The following is a 15,175-nucleotide window of genomic DNA, read 5'->3' as shown; positions in this document are numbered from 1 at the left end:
GCTCTCTTATCACACAATTCTGCTATCACACTAGTTTTTAAGAACAAACAGCGTTATGCTTTGAATATAAATTCTGTTGTGAGAGGAGAGGAATTGAGGGCATGCTTAAATTGAACGTTCCAACGGAATACAACGGCTCTGCGGCAGGAATTGTGTTGTCCGGTCACTTCGATGAGCCGGATACTTATGCAGCCTCCCGGCCGGCAGGCATGGGCGATTGGCTGATTACGTATACGATCGCGGGCGAGGGGTACTTCCATATTCCCGGTGAGGAGCTCAAATGCAAGCCCGGCGATGTCACTTTGATGAGACCGGATACGCCTCATCAATACGGAACGGCAAAAGGGATGCGCTGGCACTTTATCTGGGCGCATTTTCCCGATCATGCCATACAGGCCAATCTGCTGCCGGAAGCGAAGCTGTTTAATGAAACGGTTGCGGGGGATTCGGCTCGCAAGCGAATATATAGGGCGTTCTCCCGAATACTATCGGACTCCAGGGAACGCAGCAGCTATTGGAACGAGCTTTGCCTCGCCTCGCTTAGCGAAGTGCTTATTCTGCTCGCACGCAGACGGAAGCAGCATTTCGACAGCCGTGTCGAGGAAACCTTGAATCGCATCTCGCAAGGGATGCGCGAGCCGCTCAAGATCGAAGAGCTGGCTTCAGCCGTCCAGCTCTCGTCATCGCGCTTGTCGCATCTGTTCAAGGAGAGTACCGGACTATCGATCATTGATACGCTGAATCAAATGCGCATTCGCCAAGCTGCGCTGCTCCTGGAGCATACGGATAGAAGCTTAGCCGACATCGCGTACGACGTCGGCTATCAGAATTACAATCATTTTATTAACCAGTTCCATAAGTGGCAGGCAGTTAGCCCCAGCAGTTATCGCAAGGAAAGGCGATGAGCCTCTAACCCGAGTGCGAGCGAGCCGCATAATCCGGCATTGTCGCCAAGACCGGGAGGTACGATATAGCTCTCGATACCGCTAAGCAGCGGCTCCGCGCTCACATACCCGTTCAGATTACGCTGCACCTCGGCGCGAATTAGCGGGAATAGCTGCTCCTGATGCATGACGCCGCCTCCGAGTATAATCTTCTCGGGAGACAGCAAGAGGATCGTAGACGTCAACGATTGGCCGATATAATAGGCTTCCATCGCCCATGCCTCATGATCAGCGCCCAGCTCGCTGCCCTTCACGCCCCAACGCTTCTCGATGGCTGGTCCGGCTGCCATTCCTTCCAGGCAGTCTCCGTGATACGGACAGCAGCCCTCGAAGCGATCATGACCATGTCGGCGCGTCAGTATATGGCCGCCCTCCGGATGAACAAGGCCGTGAATGGGCTTGCCCTCGGCATAGACGCCGACACCGATCCCTGTCCCTATTGTGTAATAGACGCAGCTGTCCAGCCCTTTCGCTGCACCCCACTTGGCCTCGCCGTAGGCTGCGGCATTCACGTCGGTATCCCAGCCTAGCGGTACGTCGAACTCCGCTCGCAACGCTCCCAGAAAGTCGAAGCCTGACCAACCTGGCTTTGGTGTCGTCGTTACGTATCCATACTGCCCGCTGTGCGGATCAAGGTTGATCGGACCAAAGCTGCCGATACCGATCGCCTCTACGCCTTTGCCGCTAAAGTAAGCGATCGCCTGGGCGAGCGTCTCCTCCGGCTGCCCGGTCGGGAAGCTGATTCGATCCGAGATGACGCCGTTCTCGTCGCCTATTCCGCAGACGAACTTCGTCCCGCCCGCTTCTATCGCACCTATTCGCATTGCCTTATCTCTCCTTCATTTCATGACAACGTCGCTGCGATTACTATGATTCGTACGCGGACGCCATCCTCCAAATATCAATCGACTTTATCATTATGGAAGGTTCGCCCGAAAGCTGCAAGCCAAGCGCGTCTTCACGGCTCGGATACGCTCTCGTCGTCACGCTCTTCAACCCGTTCGCGTACGCTTCGATCATCGAGCGGTCCAAGTAAACCCGCAGCCGCAGCGCTTCGCCGGCCAGTTCCAGCTTCCCGCTTTGGACGCCTCTCGAACGCGCCTCGGGATCTAGCGTCGACTTCGTGCGATCCACGCCGAGCTCGGACTGATTCCTATCATAATAAATCACCGTCTCTTCTTCTCCGTCCGGTGATCTCCTTACGCCAATCCCGATATCGTTTTCTTCCGCCTCGGCAAGCTCGAACACAACTTCAAGCATATCGCCCTTCACATTCGCAAGCCGCTCGTTGACCTCGGTAAGCGATACGTTCGCTAACGATACCAGATGCTCGCCGCGCAGCGACTGCAGCTCCTCTATAGGCTCAACGCCAAGCTGTCCATCCTCCCGAAGAAACAGGCAGAGCGGCAAACCCGCATTATGCGCCCAGCCCGAATCATAGTCTACCTGCGGCGTCCGTTCGCCCTGCGCGATCGTAAACACGATATTGCGCCCCGTCCTCGGATCTACCATGCCGCTTGGCCCGGTAAAATGGAAGTCACCGACATCGATAAGCTGCGGCTCTTCGCGATCGGGCTTGAACCGAAATGCTTCAGTATCGAATGTCCCGATCCAATAGAACACCTCTACGTCCGCCCCCGGTCCTAGCGGGCTGATAAGAAATACATGCTTCTCCTTGCCCCCGCCATCCTTGCCAAGCGGCAGCAGCACAGGCAGCTCCCACATATTGCCGAGATACGGATAGACGGCCGGATCAACCGTGAAGAACTCACCCTTATAAGACCAGTCCGTCATGTTCCGAGACGTGTAGGCCAGCGCCGTTCCTCCGCGCCCGTCGTCCGTTCCCGTACCGATAAGCAAATACCACAACTCGCCTTCCTTCCATACGAACGGATCACGGAAGTCTCCGAACATGCCCTGGCCCTTCTCCTGCACGATTAAAGGCGCCGGATGCTTTACCCACTTCGCAAGATCGGAATCGCCGTCCTGCAAGAACGTACTGCGAGCTAGACCGACACGCTGATTAGGCGACGCGCTATCGTCCCCCGCCGTGAAGAAAAGCGCGGGCACGCCGTTCTCGTCATATGCGGCGCTGCCCGACCAAACGCCATCGGGATCGACTTGCCCCTTCTCGGGCGTAAGCGCAACCGGCAAGTCCCGCCAACGCACCAAATCGTCGCTCACCCAGTGACCCCAATGAATTTGCGACCAATAAGGCCCTTGGGGATTGTGCTGATAAAAAAGATGATATTTCCCTTCAAAATAGATCGGAGCATGCGGCTCGTTCATCCAATGCGCCGGCGGACTCGCATGATACTGCGGCCGGTGCCGGTCCTTCAGCAGCGGCGTGCGGTCGAGCCGAATATCCGCTTCCGCGATCGCAGGCACGACTCCGCCGTAAGGCGCAAGATCCATCTCAACGGAATACGCGATCTCCTCTGCCGTCAGAGCTCGTCGGTATATCTTCACCTCGTCCATCAGACCGCCGAATAGATGATGCCGGAACGCTTCCGCCAGCACTTTAGCCTGATTATTCCGGCCGATGAGCAGATCAGTACCGCACGAAGTAATCGGCGCATGTGCCGGTGTAGGATGTGCGGCAACCTGAACGCCGTTCAGGTAAAGCCTCATCATCGATTGATTACTATCGAAGGTTGCCGCCACATGCGACCACTTGTCCTTCTCAAGCGGCTCATCTTCGCACCAAAGCTCGATCCATCGGCCTTCAATGCCGACCTGAAGCGACCATGAGCCATGCCGATACATGCCGAGTATAAAACCTTCTCTCGCTTCCCTGTCATGCCGGTTCACGATCGCCGAAAGCCGCTGATCCTCCCCCCACTCGTAAGAACGGGGAGCTACCCATGCCGTAATGGTCAGCGCTTCAAGCGGCTGCTCTACGGCATCCGCCGTACGGCTAATCCAGGTTGAATAGCCGTCGAACAGCAGCGCGTTTCCCGAAATGCCTACGACGCGCTTCGGATCGGCAGATTCCGTAAATCTCGCATCCAGCAGAGCATATGAAATCTCGTCTTGCCTTCCGCTGACGACATCCAGGACGGTTCTGCCATCCGTCTCATCTAAGGGCCAATAACCGATTAGATCGCCATCCAGCGTCGCCTTGTCTCCTTTTTGAACCATAAATGCTCCCCCTTGCTTATTTTTGTACCGTTTCCTTTGTCGTTGACGAGGCATACACGGACTGCAGCGGATAGTACTGCAGAGAAACAACGCGTACACTTCCCCCTGTCGCATACAGCTCGATAGAGTCATTCCCGGCATGAGGGAACAGCTGGTCCGTCATGACCAATCCGCCTTCGTCCGCGAATAGCTCGACCGACGACCGGTCTACCCATAAGCGAAGCTTGACTCGCCCGTTCGGAGCCGCAAGGGAGGCGCCATGCTTGCAAGCGAACTGGGGATGAAACGCCGAGTCGCCCGCCTTCGTTCTATCGATAAACAGTTCACCGGCTGCAGCATCGTAGCCGACGATCGTTTCATATTCTACGTCGCCGCGAGTACCGGACTTAAGCTTAATGCCGAATTCGGCTGCTGTTCCGAGCTCGAACTCCACTGCCATCTCTAGCAGTTCGCCTTGCTCTGCAAGCAGTTGATTATGACCCGACTCTATCGTCAGATCGCTCCATTCGGTTCCCCCTAGACGAAGTCCGTCAAGAGCATCAAGCGTGTGCTGGATCAGGCGAATGCCTCCAGCCCGTTGCTCCAGCGACAGCTTGCGGGGAAGCGTCATCGCGCCGCGCCATTCGCCCGTCGGAATAAGGTTCGCGTATTTCCAATTGTTCATCCAGCCGATAAGAAGCCGATCTTCGCCATTGCCTGGCGCATCCGACCACGTCACGCCCGCATAGTTGTCGCGGCCGTGATCCATCCATAGAATCGTCTCCGGCGAATTGTCGTTCACGAAAGTTCGACCGTCGAACTCTCCGACGAAATATTGCGTACGGGAGCCTTCCGGCATCTGCTCGTTGTCGCCGATGCTTACAATCATAACCCACTTCTCATTGCCCTTCCGACCATCGACGGGCAGAGCGAACAGATCGGGGCACTCCCAGACGCCGTCATGCGATCCATCGGCAGCACCGAATTCGCTTGCGAATGTCCAGTCCTGCAAATTGTTTGACGTATAAAGAAATAAACGATCGCCGGCCGCAAGTACCATGACCCAATGCTTCGAAGCTTCATGCCAGAATACTTTCGGATCGCGGAAGTCGGGGCATCTCTCGTCCGCCAGCACCGGATTACCCGCAAATGCTATCCAAGTACGACCGTTATCTCTGCTGTACGCGATGCTTTGTCGCTGCTTGGATTGGTCCGAGCCTTCAATCATCTCGGTCTGCGTATAAATCGCAACGAGCCCTGCGCCGCCATCAAAAAATCCGCTCGTATCGTGCCAATCGACTACTGCGCTGCCGGAGAAAATCGTACCGTTGCGATCGGGGTAAAGCGCGATTGGCTGGTGCTCCCACCTTACAAGATCGCGGCTTATCGCATGACCCCAGTGCATCGGTCCCCACACCGTGCTCTCCGGATGATGCTGGTAGAACAAATGGTACTCGCCATCGAAGTACACCATGCCGTTCGGATCGTTCAGCCAATGGGCTTCGGACGTAAAATGAAATTGAGGTCTTAGCGGGTGGTTATACGTATGCTTCATTCGGTTCTCTCTCCTTAATGACGTCGACGGAACATTCGGATGGAATGCTCCGTCGACGCCAATCCTTATCTACTATTTCTGAGCTTCTTTATATCTGTCTAGCGCCGTTTGGTAGATCGTCATCAGCTTGCTAAGGCCCATATCCTCGACCTTCTTCACATAGCCGTCCCATGCTGCGTCCGTCACGCCGTCGACGATAAACTTCGCTCTTTGCGTATTGACGTATTTCATTAGCTCCGGCTCGATTTGGTTAATTTGATCAAGCTCTTCCGGCTCGAAGAAAATCGTCGGATAGTTTTCCTTCTCCATGAACGGCTCGTAGGTTTGCTCCAGATCCTTCTTCCGCTGCTGCGCGCGCGGCTCCATATCCACGATCGTCTTGAAGTGGTCCTTCGTGATCACGCCCGCGCCGTTCGGAGCGACCTTCTGGCGGAATTCGCCCATCGATACGCCTTCCTCAAGCGGGAGGTTGACCAGCTTGCCGCTAGCATCCTTCTCGTAAATGACGCCGATCGGGCCCCAGTGAATTTGCGCTGCCATGTACGGCTCGTATTGCTGGTCGATCCAGCGCATCGTGACTTCCGGATTTTCGTTGTCCTTTGTAATAACGAATGCGTTGCGGCCAGGTCCGCCGCCGTTGCCGCGACCGATCGTCTTGTCGCCGTTAGGTCCCGTAAGCGGCGGTACAAGAGCGTAATTTTTAGCCTGCTCCGTGCCTACAACCTCTTCGATTTCCCACCATACATAAGAGCCAAGCGTAGGCTCAGGCGTCTTGCCTTTGGCCAAATATTGCGGAGCGTCCTGTGTGAACGATTCGGGATCGATGAGTCCTTGTTTGTACCATTTTTCGTTGAAGTAAGTCAGCGCTTCCTTATACTGCGGCTGCGTAGCCGTGAAGATGACTTTACCGTCGCGTACGATACGATGCTCCAGATTGTCAGGCATGCCGAACGCGCCGAACAACCCGCCGATATCCATGCACCATTGCATATGCATGAAGCTGAGAGGTACTTCGTCAGCTTTGCCATTGCCATTCGGATCGAGCGTCTTGAAGGCGACAAGCGCAGCCGTATACTCGTCAAGCGTTTCCGGGAATTTCAAGTTCAGCTTGTTCAGCCATTCCGTATTGATGACGTGGAAGAACGGATTCGTTCCGAGCTCGTTCTCCTCCCAAGTCGGCAATCCGTAGATATGTCCGTTCGGGGCTGTAATGGCCGCCTTGACATCGGGCCTTTCTTCAAGCAGCTTATTCAAATTCGGCGCGTATTCTTTGATCAAATCCTCAAGCGGAATAATCGTGCCGTCTTCCCCGTACGTAATCAATTCATAATCGGAAAATTGCGAAGCATAGAACGCATCCGGCAGATCGCCGCTTGCCAGCAGCAAGTTTTTCTTCTCCCCGTAATCGGTGTCGGGAATATTATTCCATTCAATATGAACGTTCGTATCGGTTTCCAGCCGCTTGAATATTTCCATCTCGTTATATTCCGGAGCAAGCTGAGCCTTCGGCGACACGATCGACAGCGTTACTTTCTCGTTTACGATCGGTAGCCCTTCTTTGTTGATCTCTGTGCTCGGCGTTTCTTTGCCTTTGTTCGCATCGTTGCTTCCGCAAGCGGAGAGCAGCAATCCGGCGCTCAGCATGACGCTTACGGCAATCGACCCTGCTTTTTTCATTTGATGAGATCCTCCCTTTTTAATATCGCTTTTTATCTATTATCAACCGAGTCCGATCCGCGGAAATACGGAGCCCGGAGACAACCGCTAATACAGAGGCGTTAGCCCTTGATGGAGCCAATCATGACCCCTTTGACAAAATAACGCTGCAGGAACGGATACAAAATCAGCAGCGGAAGGCTGGCGATGATAATGACGCCGTATTTGATCAGCTCGGTTACCCTTAGCTTGGCGGCATACGATTCCACGTCGATCATCATGCTTCCGTTCACTTGATTTTGCACAAGAATATTGCGCAGGACGAGCTGGAGCGGATACTTCGACTCCTCGTTCAAATAAATCATAGCGTCGAAGAAACCGTTCCAGAAGCCGACCACGTGATATAGCACCATAACGGCAATAATCGGCTTCGACAGCTGAAGGACCATGCTGAAGAAAAAGCGCGTATTCGAGCAGCCGTCGATGAAAGCGGCCTCCCGCATTTCGTCGGGAATCGTGCTTTGGAAGAAGGTGCGCACGATGATGATGTTGAACACGCTTCCCACGCCCGGAATAACGAGCGCCCATATTGTATTGATCATGTGCAGGTCTTTGATCAGCAGGTAGGTCGGTATGAGTCCCCCGCCGAAAAACATCGTGAACATGAAGAACCACATAAACAGCCCTCTGCCGACAAAGTCTCTGCGTGCCAGCGGATACGCGGCGAGCAGCGTGACGGCCACGCTAATAAGCGTGCCGACAACGGCATACAGCAGCGAATTGCCGTACCCGATCCATATCGTCGCATCCGCGAAGATCCGCTCGTAGCCGTCAAGCGTAAGCCCCTTGGGCAATAGCCAGATTTGGCCGGAATAAATCATATTAGGATCGCTGAACGATGCAATGAACACGAAATAGAGCGGATACAGGATTAACAGCATCGCGATCGTAAGCAGCGTGTAATTGGCGATATCGAACGCAAGATCGCCTTTGGATTTTCTTCTTAGCAGCGCATTCATGTTTAGTTAGCCTCCTTACCATAAGCTCGTTTCCGTTAGCTTCTTGGCTACACGGTTCACGGTTACAAGCAGCACGACGTTGATGATTGAATTGAATAGACCGATTGCGGCAGAGAAGCTGTACTGCGCCTTCTGTATCCCGAGTTCGTACACGTAAGTCGGAATAATGTTGGATGTTGCATAGTTTAAGTCGCTTTGCATCAGATAGGCTTTCTCGAAGCCGATACTCATAATATTGCCGACCGCAAGAACCATCAGGATGATAATTGTCGGAAGTATGCTTGGGATATCGACATGCTTAACCCGCTTCCACTTGCTCGCCCCGTCCATAATCGCCGCCTCGTGCAGTTCGGGGTTGACGCCGGCCAGCGCGGCCAAGTAGATAATCGTTGCGAAGCCGGTCTCTTGCCATATGCCTGACAATACGTACAGCGGTCGGAACCAGCCTTCGTCGGCCATGAACAGGATTGGATCCCCGCCAAAGAAAGCGATGACGTGATTGACGAGCCCGCTGTTCGGAGATAGAAAGACGTTCAGCATGCCGATCAATACGACGGTGGAAATAAAATGCGGTGCATAGATAACGGTTTGCACGAACTTCTTGTACCGCTTCGCCATCATCTGATTGAGCATAAGCGCAACGAGTATCGGGACCGGGAAGCTGAAAAATAGTGAGTATACGCTTAGAAGCAGCGTATTTTCCATAATAGGCCAGAAGTTATACGCCTCGAAAAACCGCTGAAAATGCTCTAAGCCTACCCATTCGCTGCCCCAAATCCCTTTGCTTGCGCGAAAATCTTTGAAAGCGATTTGAACGCCGTACATCGGGTAATACTTAAAAACGAGATACAATAAGACCGCCGGCAAAATGAACAAGTACAGCTCGTAGTTTTGCCTGATCTTCGGCCATAATCGATTGCCCTGCTTGTTGGTCGGACGATGCATGCCTTGCGGCAAAGCAGCGGTGTTATCAGATTTCTTCATACGTCGTTTGCACCCACCCTCTCGCACGTAATCGTTTACGTAAACGATTACGTAACACTTGTAGCTTTCAGCTTTATCGTTTACAGACTAGAGTAGGTTCTTCGTTTAAGAAGAACCTCTTATGACAAGCTCGGTCGGAAGTCTGACTTCCTTGTAATCCGCATCGGGATTCTCGATCCGCTCCAGCAAAATATTCGCGGCTGCCTCTCCAAGCTCGAAAGAAGGCTGTTTGACCATGGACAATGCCGGCCTTGTTACTCTGGCCCATTCATAATCGTCGAAGCCGATGATCGCGATATCGTCCGGAACGGCAATGTTATTTTCCTGCAGATAATGGAGCGCTCCCATAGTCATGACGTTGTTCGCTACGAATAATGCCGTTATCCGATGATTCGTAATGAGCGTCTGCGTCAGCCGATATCCGCTGTCAAAGCTGGAATTGGTGGAATCCGCTACCTGTATTAATTGTTCCTCGATTGTCAGTCCGTTATCCGACAATGCTTGCTTAAATCCCGCTAACCGTTCGTCGCTTGTCGTTAACCCAAGCGAGCCGGTGATGAAGCCGATTCGTTCATGCCCTTTACCGATTAGATGGCGGGCCGCCTCGTATGCCCCTCTCGCTCCTTCGGTCAACACGCAGTCGCCTTGAGCTTCAGTTGGCTTGCGGTCGATGAAGACGACTGGATAATCGCCGGTTCTCAGCGTATCCAAGTACGCGTGCTCCTCGTAGGTCGGAGCCATGATCAGCCCGTCGATCAATTGAGAATTGAACATCGTCACTTGCGCCTGTTCGGTTGCGATATCGTCCTTCGTATTGCTTAGGATCAAGCTGTATCCCTTCTCCATAAGAACGTTTTCAATCCCTTGCGCAATGGACATGAAGAAAAAGCTCGCCGTATCGTTGGGCATAATCGGCACCATCAGTCCGATAATCTTAGACTGCTTGCTGCGCAAGCTTCGCGCGACGCTGTTCGGCTGATACTTTAATTCCTTCATGACCTCCAGCACTCTCATCTTCGTCTCGTTGGCGACGTATCGGGTTCCGTTGATCACATGGGATACGGTGGCGGTAGATACATTGGCTCGTTTGGCCACTTCCTTAATGCTCATCGGTATATCATTGTCCCCTTAGGTAATCGTTTACGTAATCGTTTAACTGAATTATAAGCGTTTTCATCGCAAGTCGTCAATACCAAAATGAGAAAAACTCCTATCGGAGTACTTCGAGGATGAGCGACCGCGTTTAAGCGGAAGTTTTTATCGCCAATCAGAATGATTTCCTTTACGCTTTATCGCTATAAAGCACTTAAACATTCTGTTGTGGTAAAAAAGGTTGTCCCGACTATCGCCATGCAGTTTGTACGCCTTTCGAAGGACAACCTTCCCGGAATGAATTCACTTTTCTCCGCTTAATGGCCAACCGTGTTCAACTCAGTCATAATTTCCTCCGGCAGCTTCTTGGAAGCGCTCGGCACTTCTCGTGGCTTGTCGTTGACGGTTTCCGAGGAATAGATCATGATGCTGACCGTTCCGTTCCTTGCATATGCGCGGATCAGAATCGGCTCGTTATACCTGTTTTTAAAAACAAAGTCGGGTCCCTGCCAGCTTACCGTCGCGTCGCGGCCAGGCGGCACGTAAGGAACATTGCGGCTATGAGAGTAACGGTTCACGATTTGCAGGCCAGCGCGATCAGCGGCGTTGAACAGCGTGGAAGAGATTTGGCAAATGCCGCCTCCGATTCCTTCCGATACCTCTCCCCTTACGATGACTGGGGCGCGCATATAGCCCTTGGTTTCGGTGCGCTTGCCGACCGTTTCATTGAACGAGAAATTTTCGTTCGGGAATACGACGCGGTTGTTAATCGCATTGGCCGCAAGCTGGATGTTATGCGAACGGTTTTTGTTGCGGCTATTGTAATACGTCGTATATAGTCCGATTTGCTTAACCCGAATAGAGGACATCAATTCACTGTCAACACGTGGATAGACCGGCTGCATAGGGACTTCCAAGGTGAAGTTTGCCCCTTCGAAAATGTAGCCATAGAATTGCTCTTCGAATAAGGCTCGATCAAGTCTGTAACCCGTCTTCTCCGGAACGATTCCGCCCCATCCGTCAAGCGATGCATCGACAGGCGGGGTGAAGGTACGCTTGTCCACTTCATCCATAAGTGAAATAAACTTCGATTCATTCACGATCGGAACGCCCGGCAATGGATGTGTATATTCCGAGCTCCTAGCTTCCTTAACTTGTTGACCATGACGCTCGATAGACAAAGGCGCTTGCCGCTCGGCTTGTGAGCCTGCATCGGAATTATAATGTTCCGCAATACCAACAGGTTGAATAAGCATCAGAATAGCTAAAGCCATATGGTACAACAATTGTATGCTCCCCCTCTTAGCTATTTATCCGACATAGTATGGTGAAAAAATCGGCTCTTCATGCATAATGACTCATCACATAAATATGAGCATCGCAGCCAATTCTATAAACGGACATTTATGAAGCGGAACGGAGGCAGCATTTGATGAGACAATGGACAATTACTTCGCGATTAGCGATAACTATAGGGACTGCTGCCGTACTGCTTGCGTTGCAGTTTGCAGTTGTGTTGGCTCCTGTTGAGGCACTTGGTTATGCAAGTAAAAAAGCGCAAGCATTAGCATCGTTAACGATTGCGGTTCATGCCAGCCGGCAGGCTGCTTTGGAGAGCACGCTCGATATAACCAGCGCTGAGTTCACGAAGGCATTGAAGCAGTCGAAGGTCGAATCGGCGGAAAAAGTCGTACTTGTGCCTGATGTCGAGGTTAAAGTGCAGCTATCGCAGGAAAGTAATCCCGTGCATTACCGGTTGGAGGAGACAGGCAATCTGTGGCGAGAGGATGCACACACAAGGCTGCTTCTGCCATCCGATAGTTCGGACATGCTGCTGCGGCTTGCCGAAGGTCTGCGCAAGCACCATTACGGCGGTATGACATCCTGGGATTCAGTGAAGCAGACACTCCCTAACAAAAGTATCTTTGCCGTGATCGATCTCGAATCGGGCTTATCATTCCGCGTGCAACGCCGAGCCGGCAGCGATCATGCCGACGTACAGCCGCTAACGAAAGCCGATACGGCAACGATGAAGCAAATTTACGGCGGCAGCTGGAGCTGGAAGCGCAAGGCTGTTCTCGTCCAATCCGAGCAAGGTTGGATTGCGGCATCCATGAACGGCATGCCGCATGGCGGCGACGGCATACCGGAGAACGGCTTCTCCGGCCACTTCTGCATCCATTTTCTCGGCAGCAGCACGCATAAGTCAGAATTTCCGGACTTGGCCCATCAGCTTATGGTGCATAAGGCAGGAGGAGAGCTGCAAGCTTTGTTCGACGCCGCTCCCCCTGCTTCGCTTGCCAAGTTATTCGTTGTCGTATTGAACCATCAAGACGAGCATATGTTGAGGCAGCTTGCCAAGGAGGTGCCGGAAGAGGAAGTGACGAAATGGGTCGAATTAATGGGGACTCTCGTGTCAATCAAAGAACCGCTTCGGAAGAAGAGTGAAGGAGGCGGGCTTCATTCGGATTCGTCCGAGCAACCCGCCCTATCCGCCCAAGTGACGCTGCCGATTACGATAGTGACGAAGAACGTGCCGGAGCGCAACACCGCCTACTCCTTCACCTTTCAGCGAACGACTAAGGATTCGCCATGGCGATTAATCGGAGTCGTCAATTGAGAATTCATTGTAAAACTTCGAAGGACCGCCTACCTTCCCTCGCGGACACAGCACTGGCTGCTATTTCAAGCTCGAGCGGCTAGCTACTGGCACGTCCCTATGGGGTCTATGGAGAAAAAAGCCTGAAGGTCTGTTTCCCCTTCAGGCTTTCTATCTTGTTTATTGAGCTAGACCTGTCAGTTCTTCCGGTTTCATCGCCTTTAGCTGCTGCTCGTAAAGCTTACGGTAGAGCCCTCCTTCGCGAAGCAGCGCGCGATGACTGCCTCGCTGTACAATCTCGCCATGATCGATGACGAGTATTTGGTTGGCGCGTACGACGGTTGCTAGCCGATGGGCGATGATGAACGTCGTTCTTCCTTCCATCAGACGCTCAAGCGCTTCCGTCACCATGGCTTCCGATTCCGAATCGAGTGCGGAGGTCGCTTCGTCCAAAATCAATATTTTCGGATCCTTCAGAATGGCTCTCGCAATCGCCAGCCTTTGCTTCTGTCCTCCCGACAGGCGCATGCCTCTCTCGCCAATGACCGTATCGTAGCCATCTTGAAATTCTCGAATGAATGCATCGGCGTTTGCTGCCAGCGCAGCTGCAATAACTTCTTCCTCGGTCGCTTCAGGCCTGCCGTAAACAAGATTTTCCCTAATCGATCCGGAAAATAAAATATTGTCCTGCAGCACTAAAGCGATATGCCGGCGAAGATCGTCCAGCTTGTAATCGCGCACATCGTTGCCGTCGATAATGACTGAGCCTTCGGTTGCGTCATAGAATCTAGGGATCAAATTAATCAACGTCGATTTGCCGGCTCCGCTCGGTCCAACAAGCGCAATCACTTCGCCGGATTTCGCTTCGAACGTAATCTCTTTAATACCCTGCCTTTCTTCATATGAAATTTGCGGCGGGAGCGGATTCACGTTCGTAGGTTTCCAAAAAAATCGTTTCGGCGCATGTTCCCGCTCAATCAAATCCGGATTGTTCGTTCCGCCTCCCGGCTGCTGGAAAGTAACGTTCCGGGTCATATAGTTGTAAGAAGCATTAATGAACACGACATGCCCCTCACAAGTCGGCATCGGCAGCGCCTTCTCCGACTCGACGATTGCGGGCTTCTCGTCCAGCACCTCGAAGATTCGCTCGATATTCGTAATCGAGTTCTGAATCGTTACGTTCACGTCCGCGAAGCGTTGAATTGGACCGTACAAATTGCCCAGTAACATTTGAAAAGCAATGATTTCGCCTGCCGTCATTTTGCCGGCCAGTACCAGGCTTCCGCCGACAAGCCAGATCATAACGCCGCCGATATGGGCAAAGGTCTCGCTAAGTCTGCCTAATATATTGGAGAAGAAATGGGCCGACAACGTAAGCTTGTAGTGCTGCTTCCCTTGCTTGCCGAACCGCTCCCGTTCCTGCCGCTCGCCGTTGAACGCCTGCACGATTCGAACGCCCGCCATCCGCTCGACAAGCGTTCCCGATATGCGCTCCATCTGTCTATGGACGGAACGCCATGCCAGACGGATATGAACATTCATATTCGTAAAGGACAAATAGTAGAAAGGCAAGATGGCAAGAGACAATATAGCCAAGAAGGCATTCATTCGAAATAGTAGAAATCCTGCGAAAAGGACCATTAACAAATCGAGCACGAGGTTGATAATACCTCCGCCAATCAAGTTTTGCGCGCCACCGATATCATGAATGACTCTGGAGGAGATGCCGCCTACCTGACGTTGGTCGTAGAAGCTTACAGGCATCTTTTGCAGATGATAGTAGAGCTGATCCCGAAGATCCTTCATCATCCGATTGCCAAGAATGGCCGAGTAGTAATGTCTGCCGAAATTGACGATTACGCCGATCAACAAAATAGCGAGCATGATGCCAATAATTGAATAGAGCCCCACCCCGCCTTCTCCGGCGAGCACGTCATCGATTAAAATTTGCGTATAAATCGGAGCAGAGAGCGGCGCGATAAACTGAATGATGCCGAGCAGAATGATAAAGCCGATCGTCCCCCAATACGGTTTGGCCCAAACCAAGTAACGCTTAACCGGACTAATTCGAATCCCTCCCCTTCACATCTATAAACTTTTTCCATCTTAATTCATGAAGAAAGGGTTTACAAAGTCCATTGGGCAACGGATATATCCGTTAATCGTCAGGAAATGGAGAAATACTCCTATGCCGCCCTTGAGGTGA

The 15,175-nt window shown here is 52.5% G+C and carries 11 protein-coding genes; 2 read left to right on the top strand and 9 right to left on the bottom strand.

What is annotated here, in order from left to right; genetic code table 11:
- Nucleotides 1–101: 101 nt before the first annotated feature.
- A complete protein-coding gene (locus tag AC1DF0_RS09205) occupies nt 102–905 on the top strand; it encodes a helix-turn-helix domain-containing protein (RefSeq protein ID WP_475823792.1) in 804 nt (267 codons plus the stop codon).
- Here the strand turns inward: AC1DF0_RS09205 and AC1DF0_RS09200 are convergent.
- The 8 genes from AC1DF0_RS09200 to AC1DF0_RS09165 form a co-directional block, all read right to left on the bottom strand.
- The gene (locus tag AC1DF0_RS09200; protein WP_442048365.1) at nt 884–1,768 is read right to left on the bottom strand and encodes an ROK family protein; all 885 of its coding nucleotides are present in this window, start codon (nt 1,766–1,768) and stop codon (nt 884–886) included. The genes AC1DF0_RS09205 and AC1DF0_RS09200 overlap by 22 nt on opposite strands.
- A 43-nt stretch (nt 1,769–1,811) precedes the next feature.
- On the bottom strand, nt 1,812–4,085 hold the full coding sequence (locus tag AC1DF0_RS09195; RefSeq protein ID WP_477573738.1) for a GH32 C-terminal domain-containing protein: 2,274 nt from the start codon (nt 4,083–4,085) through the stop codon (nt 1,812–1,814).
- Nucleotides 4,086–4,101: 16 nt separating this feature from the next.
- Complete coding sequence (locus tag AC1DF0_RS09190; RefSeq protein ID WP_442048367.1) at nt 4,102–5,619, bottom strand: glycoside hydrolase family 32 protein; 1,518 nt, start codon at nt 5,617–5,619, stop codon at nt 4,102–4,104.
- Between the two features lie 72 nt (nt 5,620–5,691).
- Nucleotides 5,692–7,296, bottom strand: coding sequence for an ABC transporter substrate-binding protein (locus AC1DF0_RS09185; protein ID WP_442048368.1), 1,605 nt, complete (start codon nt 7,294–7,296; stop codon nt 5,692–5,694).
- A 101-nt stretch (nt 7,297–7,397) separates the two neighbouring features.
- Nucleotides 7,398–8,294: a carbohydrate ABC transporter permease gene (locus AC1DF0_RS09180; RefSeq protein WP_442048369.1), complete on the bottom strand. Its 897-nt coding sequence runs from the start codon at nt 8,292–8,294 to the stop codon at nt 7,398–7,400.
- Between the two features lie 15 nt (nt 8,295–8,309).
- Nucleotides 8,310–9,239: an ABC transporter permease gene (locus AC1DF0_RS09175; RefSeq protein WP_477573979.1), complete on the bottom strand. Its 930-nt coding sequence runs from the start codon at nt 9,237–9,239 to the stop codon at nt 8,310–8,312.
- 144 nt (nt 9,240–9,383) lie between these two features.
- The gene (locus AC1DF0_RS09170) at nt 9,384–10,388 is read right to left on the bottom strand and encodes a LacI family DNA-binding transcriptional regulator (RefSeq protein ID WP_477573737.1); all 1,005 of its coding nucleotides are present in this window, start codon (nt 10,386–10,388) and stop codon (nt 9,384–9,386) included.
- Nucleotides 10,389–10,687: 299 nt separating this feature from the next.
- Nucleotides 10,688–11,656: a VanW family protein gene (locus AC1DF0_RS09165; RefSeq protein WP_442048371.1), complete on the bottom strand. Its 969-nt coding sequence runs from the start codon at nt 11,654–11,656 to the stop codon at nt 10,688–10,690.
- A 146-nt stretch (nt 11,657–11,802) separates the two neighbouring features.
- Between AC1DF0_RS09165 and AC1DF0_RS09160 the strand changes: the two genes are divergently transcribed.
- Nucleotides 11,803–12,990, top strand: coding sequence for a hypothetical protein (locus AC1DF0_RS09160; protein ID WP_477573736.1), 1,188 nt, complete (start codon nt 11,803–11,805; stop codon nt 12,988–12,990).
- A gap of 159 nt (nt 12,991–13,149) precedes the next feature.
- Here the strand turns inward: AC1DF0_RS09160 and AC1DF0_RS09155 are convergent, their stop codons facing one another.
- Nucleotides 13,150–15,015 carry an ABC transporter ATP-binding protein gene (locus AC1DF0_RS09155; protein ID WP_477573735.1) on the bottom strand — a complete coding sequence of 622 codons (1,866 nt, stop codon included), beginning with the start codon at nt 15,013–15,015 and terminating at the stop codon, nt 13,150–13,152.
- Between the last annotated feature and the right edge of the window lie 160 nt (nt 15,016–15,175).

The organism is Paenibacillus sp. 05T425, from assembly GCF_056396205.1.
The sequence above is the reverse complement of the archived record's forward strand: the minus strand, read 5'-3'. Positions and strand labels throughout refer to the sequence as shown.

Excerpts from the sequence above, each read along its gene's own strand:
- AC1DF0_RS09195 (WP_477573738.1), bottom strand. The coding sequence starts at position 4,085 with ATGGTTCAAAAAGGAGACAAGGCGACGCTGGATGGCGATCTAATCGGT.
- AC1DF0_RS09190 (WP_442048367.1), bottom strand. The coding sequence starts at position 5,619 with ATGAAGCATACGTATAACCACCCGCTAAGACCTCAATTTCATTTTACG.
- AC1DF0_RS09170 (WP_477573737.1), bottom strand. The coding sequence starts at position 10,388 with ATGAGCATTAAGGAAGTGGCCAAACGAGCCAATGTATCTACCGCCACC.
- AC1DF0_RS09180 (WP_442048369.1), bottom strand. The coding sequence starts at position 8,294 with ATGAATGCGCTGCTAAGAAGAAAATCCAAAGGCGATCTTGCGTTCGAT.
- AC1DF0_RS09175 (WP_477573979.1), bottom strand. The coding sequence starts at position 9,239 with ATGCATCGTCCGACCAACAAGCAGGGCAATCGATTATGGCCGAAGATC.
- AC1DF0_RS09160 (WP_477573736.1), top strand. The coding sequence starts at position 11,803 with ATGAGACAATGGACAATTACTTCGCGATTAGCGATAACTATAGGGACT.
- AC1DF0_RS09205 (WP_475823792.1), top strand. The coding sequence starts at position 102 with ATGCTTAAATTGAACGTTCCAACGGAATACAACGGCTCTGCGGCAGGA.
- AC1DF0_RS09185 (WP_442048368.1), bottom strand. The coding sequence starts at position 7,296 with ATGAAAAAAGCAGGGTCGATTGCCGTAAGCGTCATGCTGAGCGCCGGA.
- AC1DF0_RS09200 (WP_442048365.1), bottom strand. The coding sequence starts at position 1,768 with ATGCGAATAGGTGCGATAGAAGCGGGCGGGACGAAGTTCGTCTGCGGA.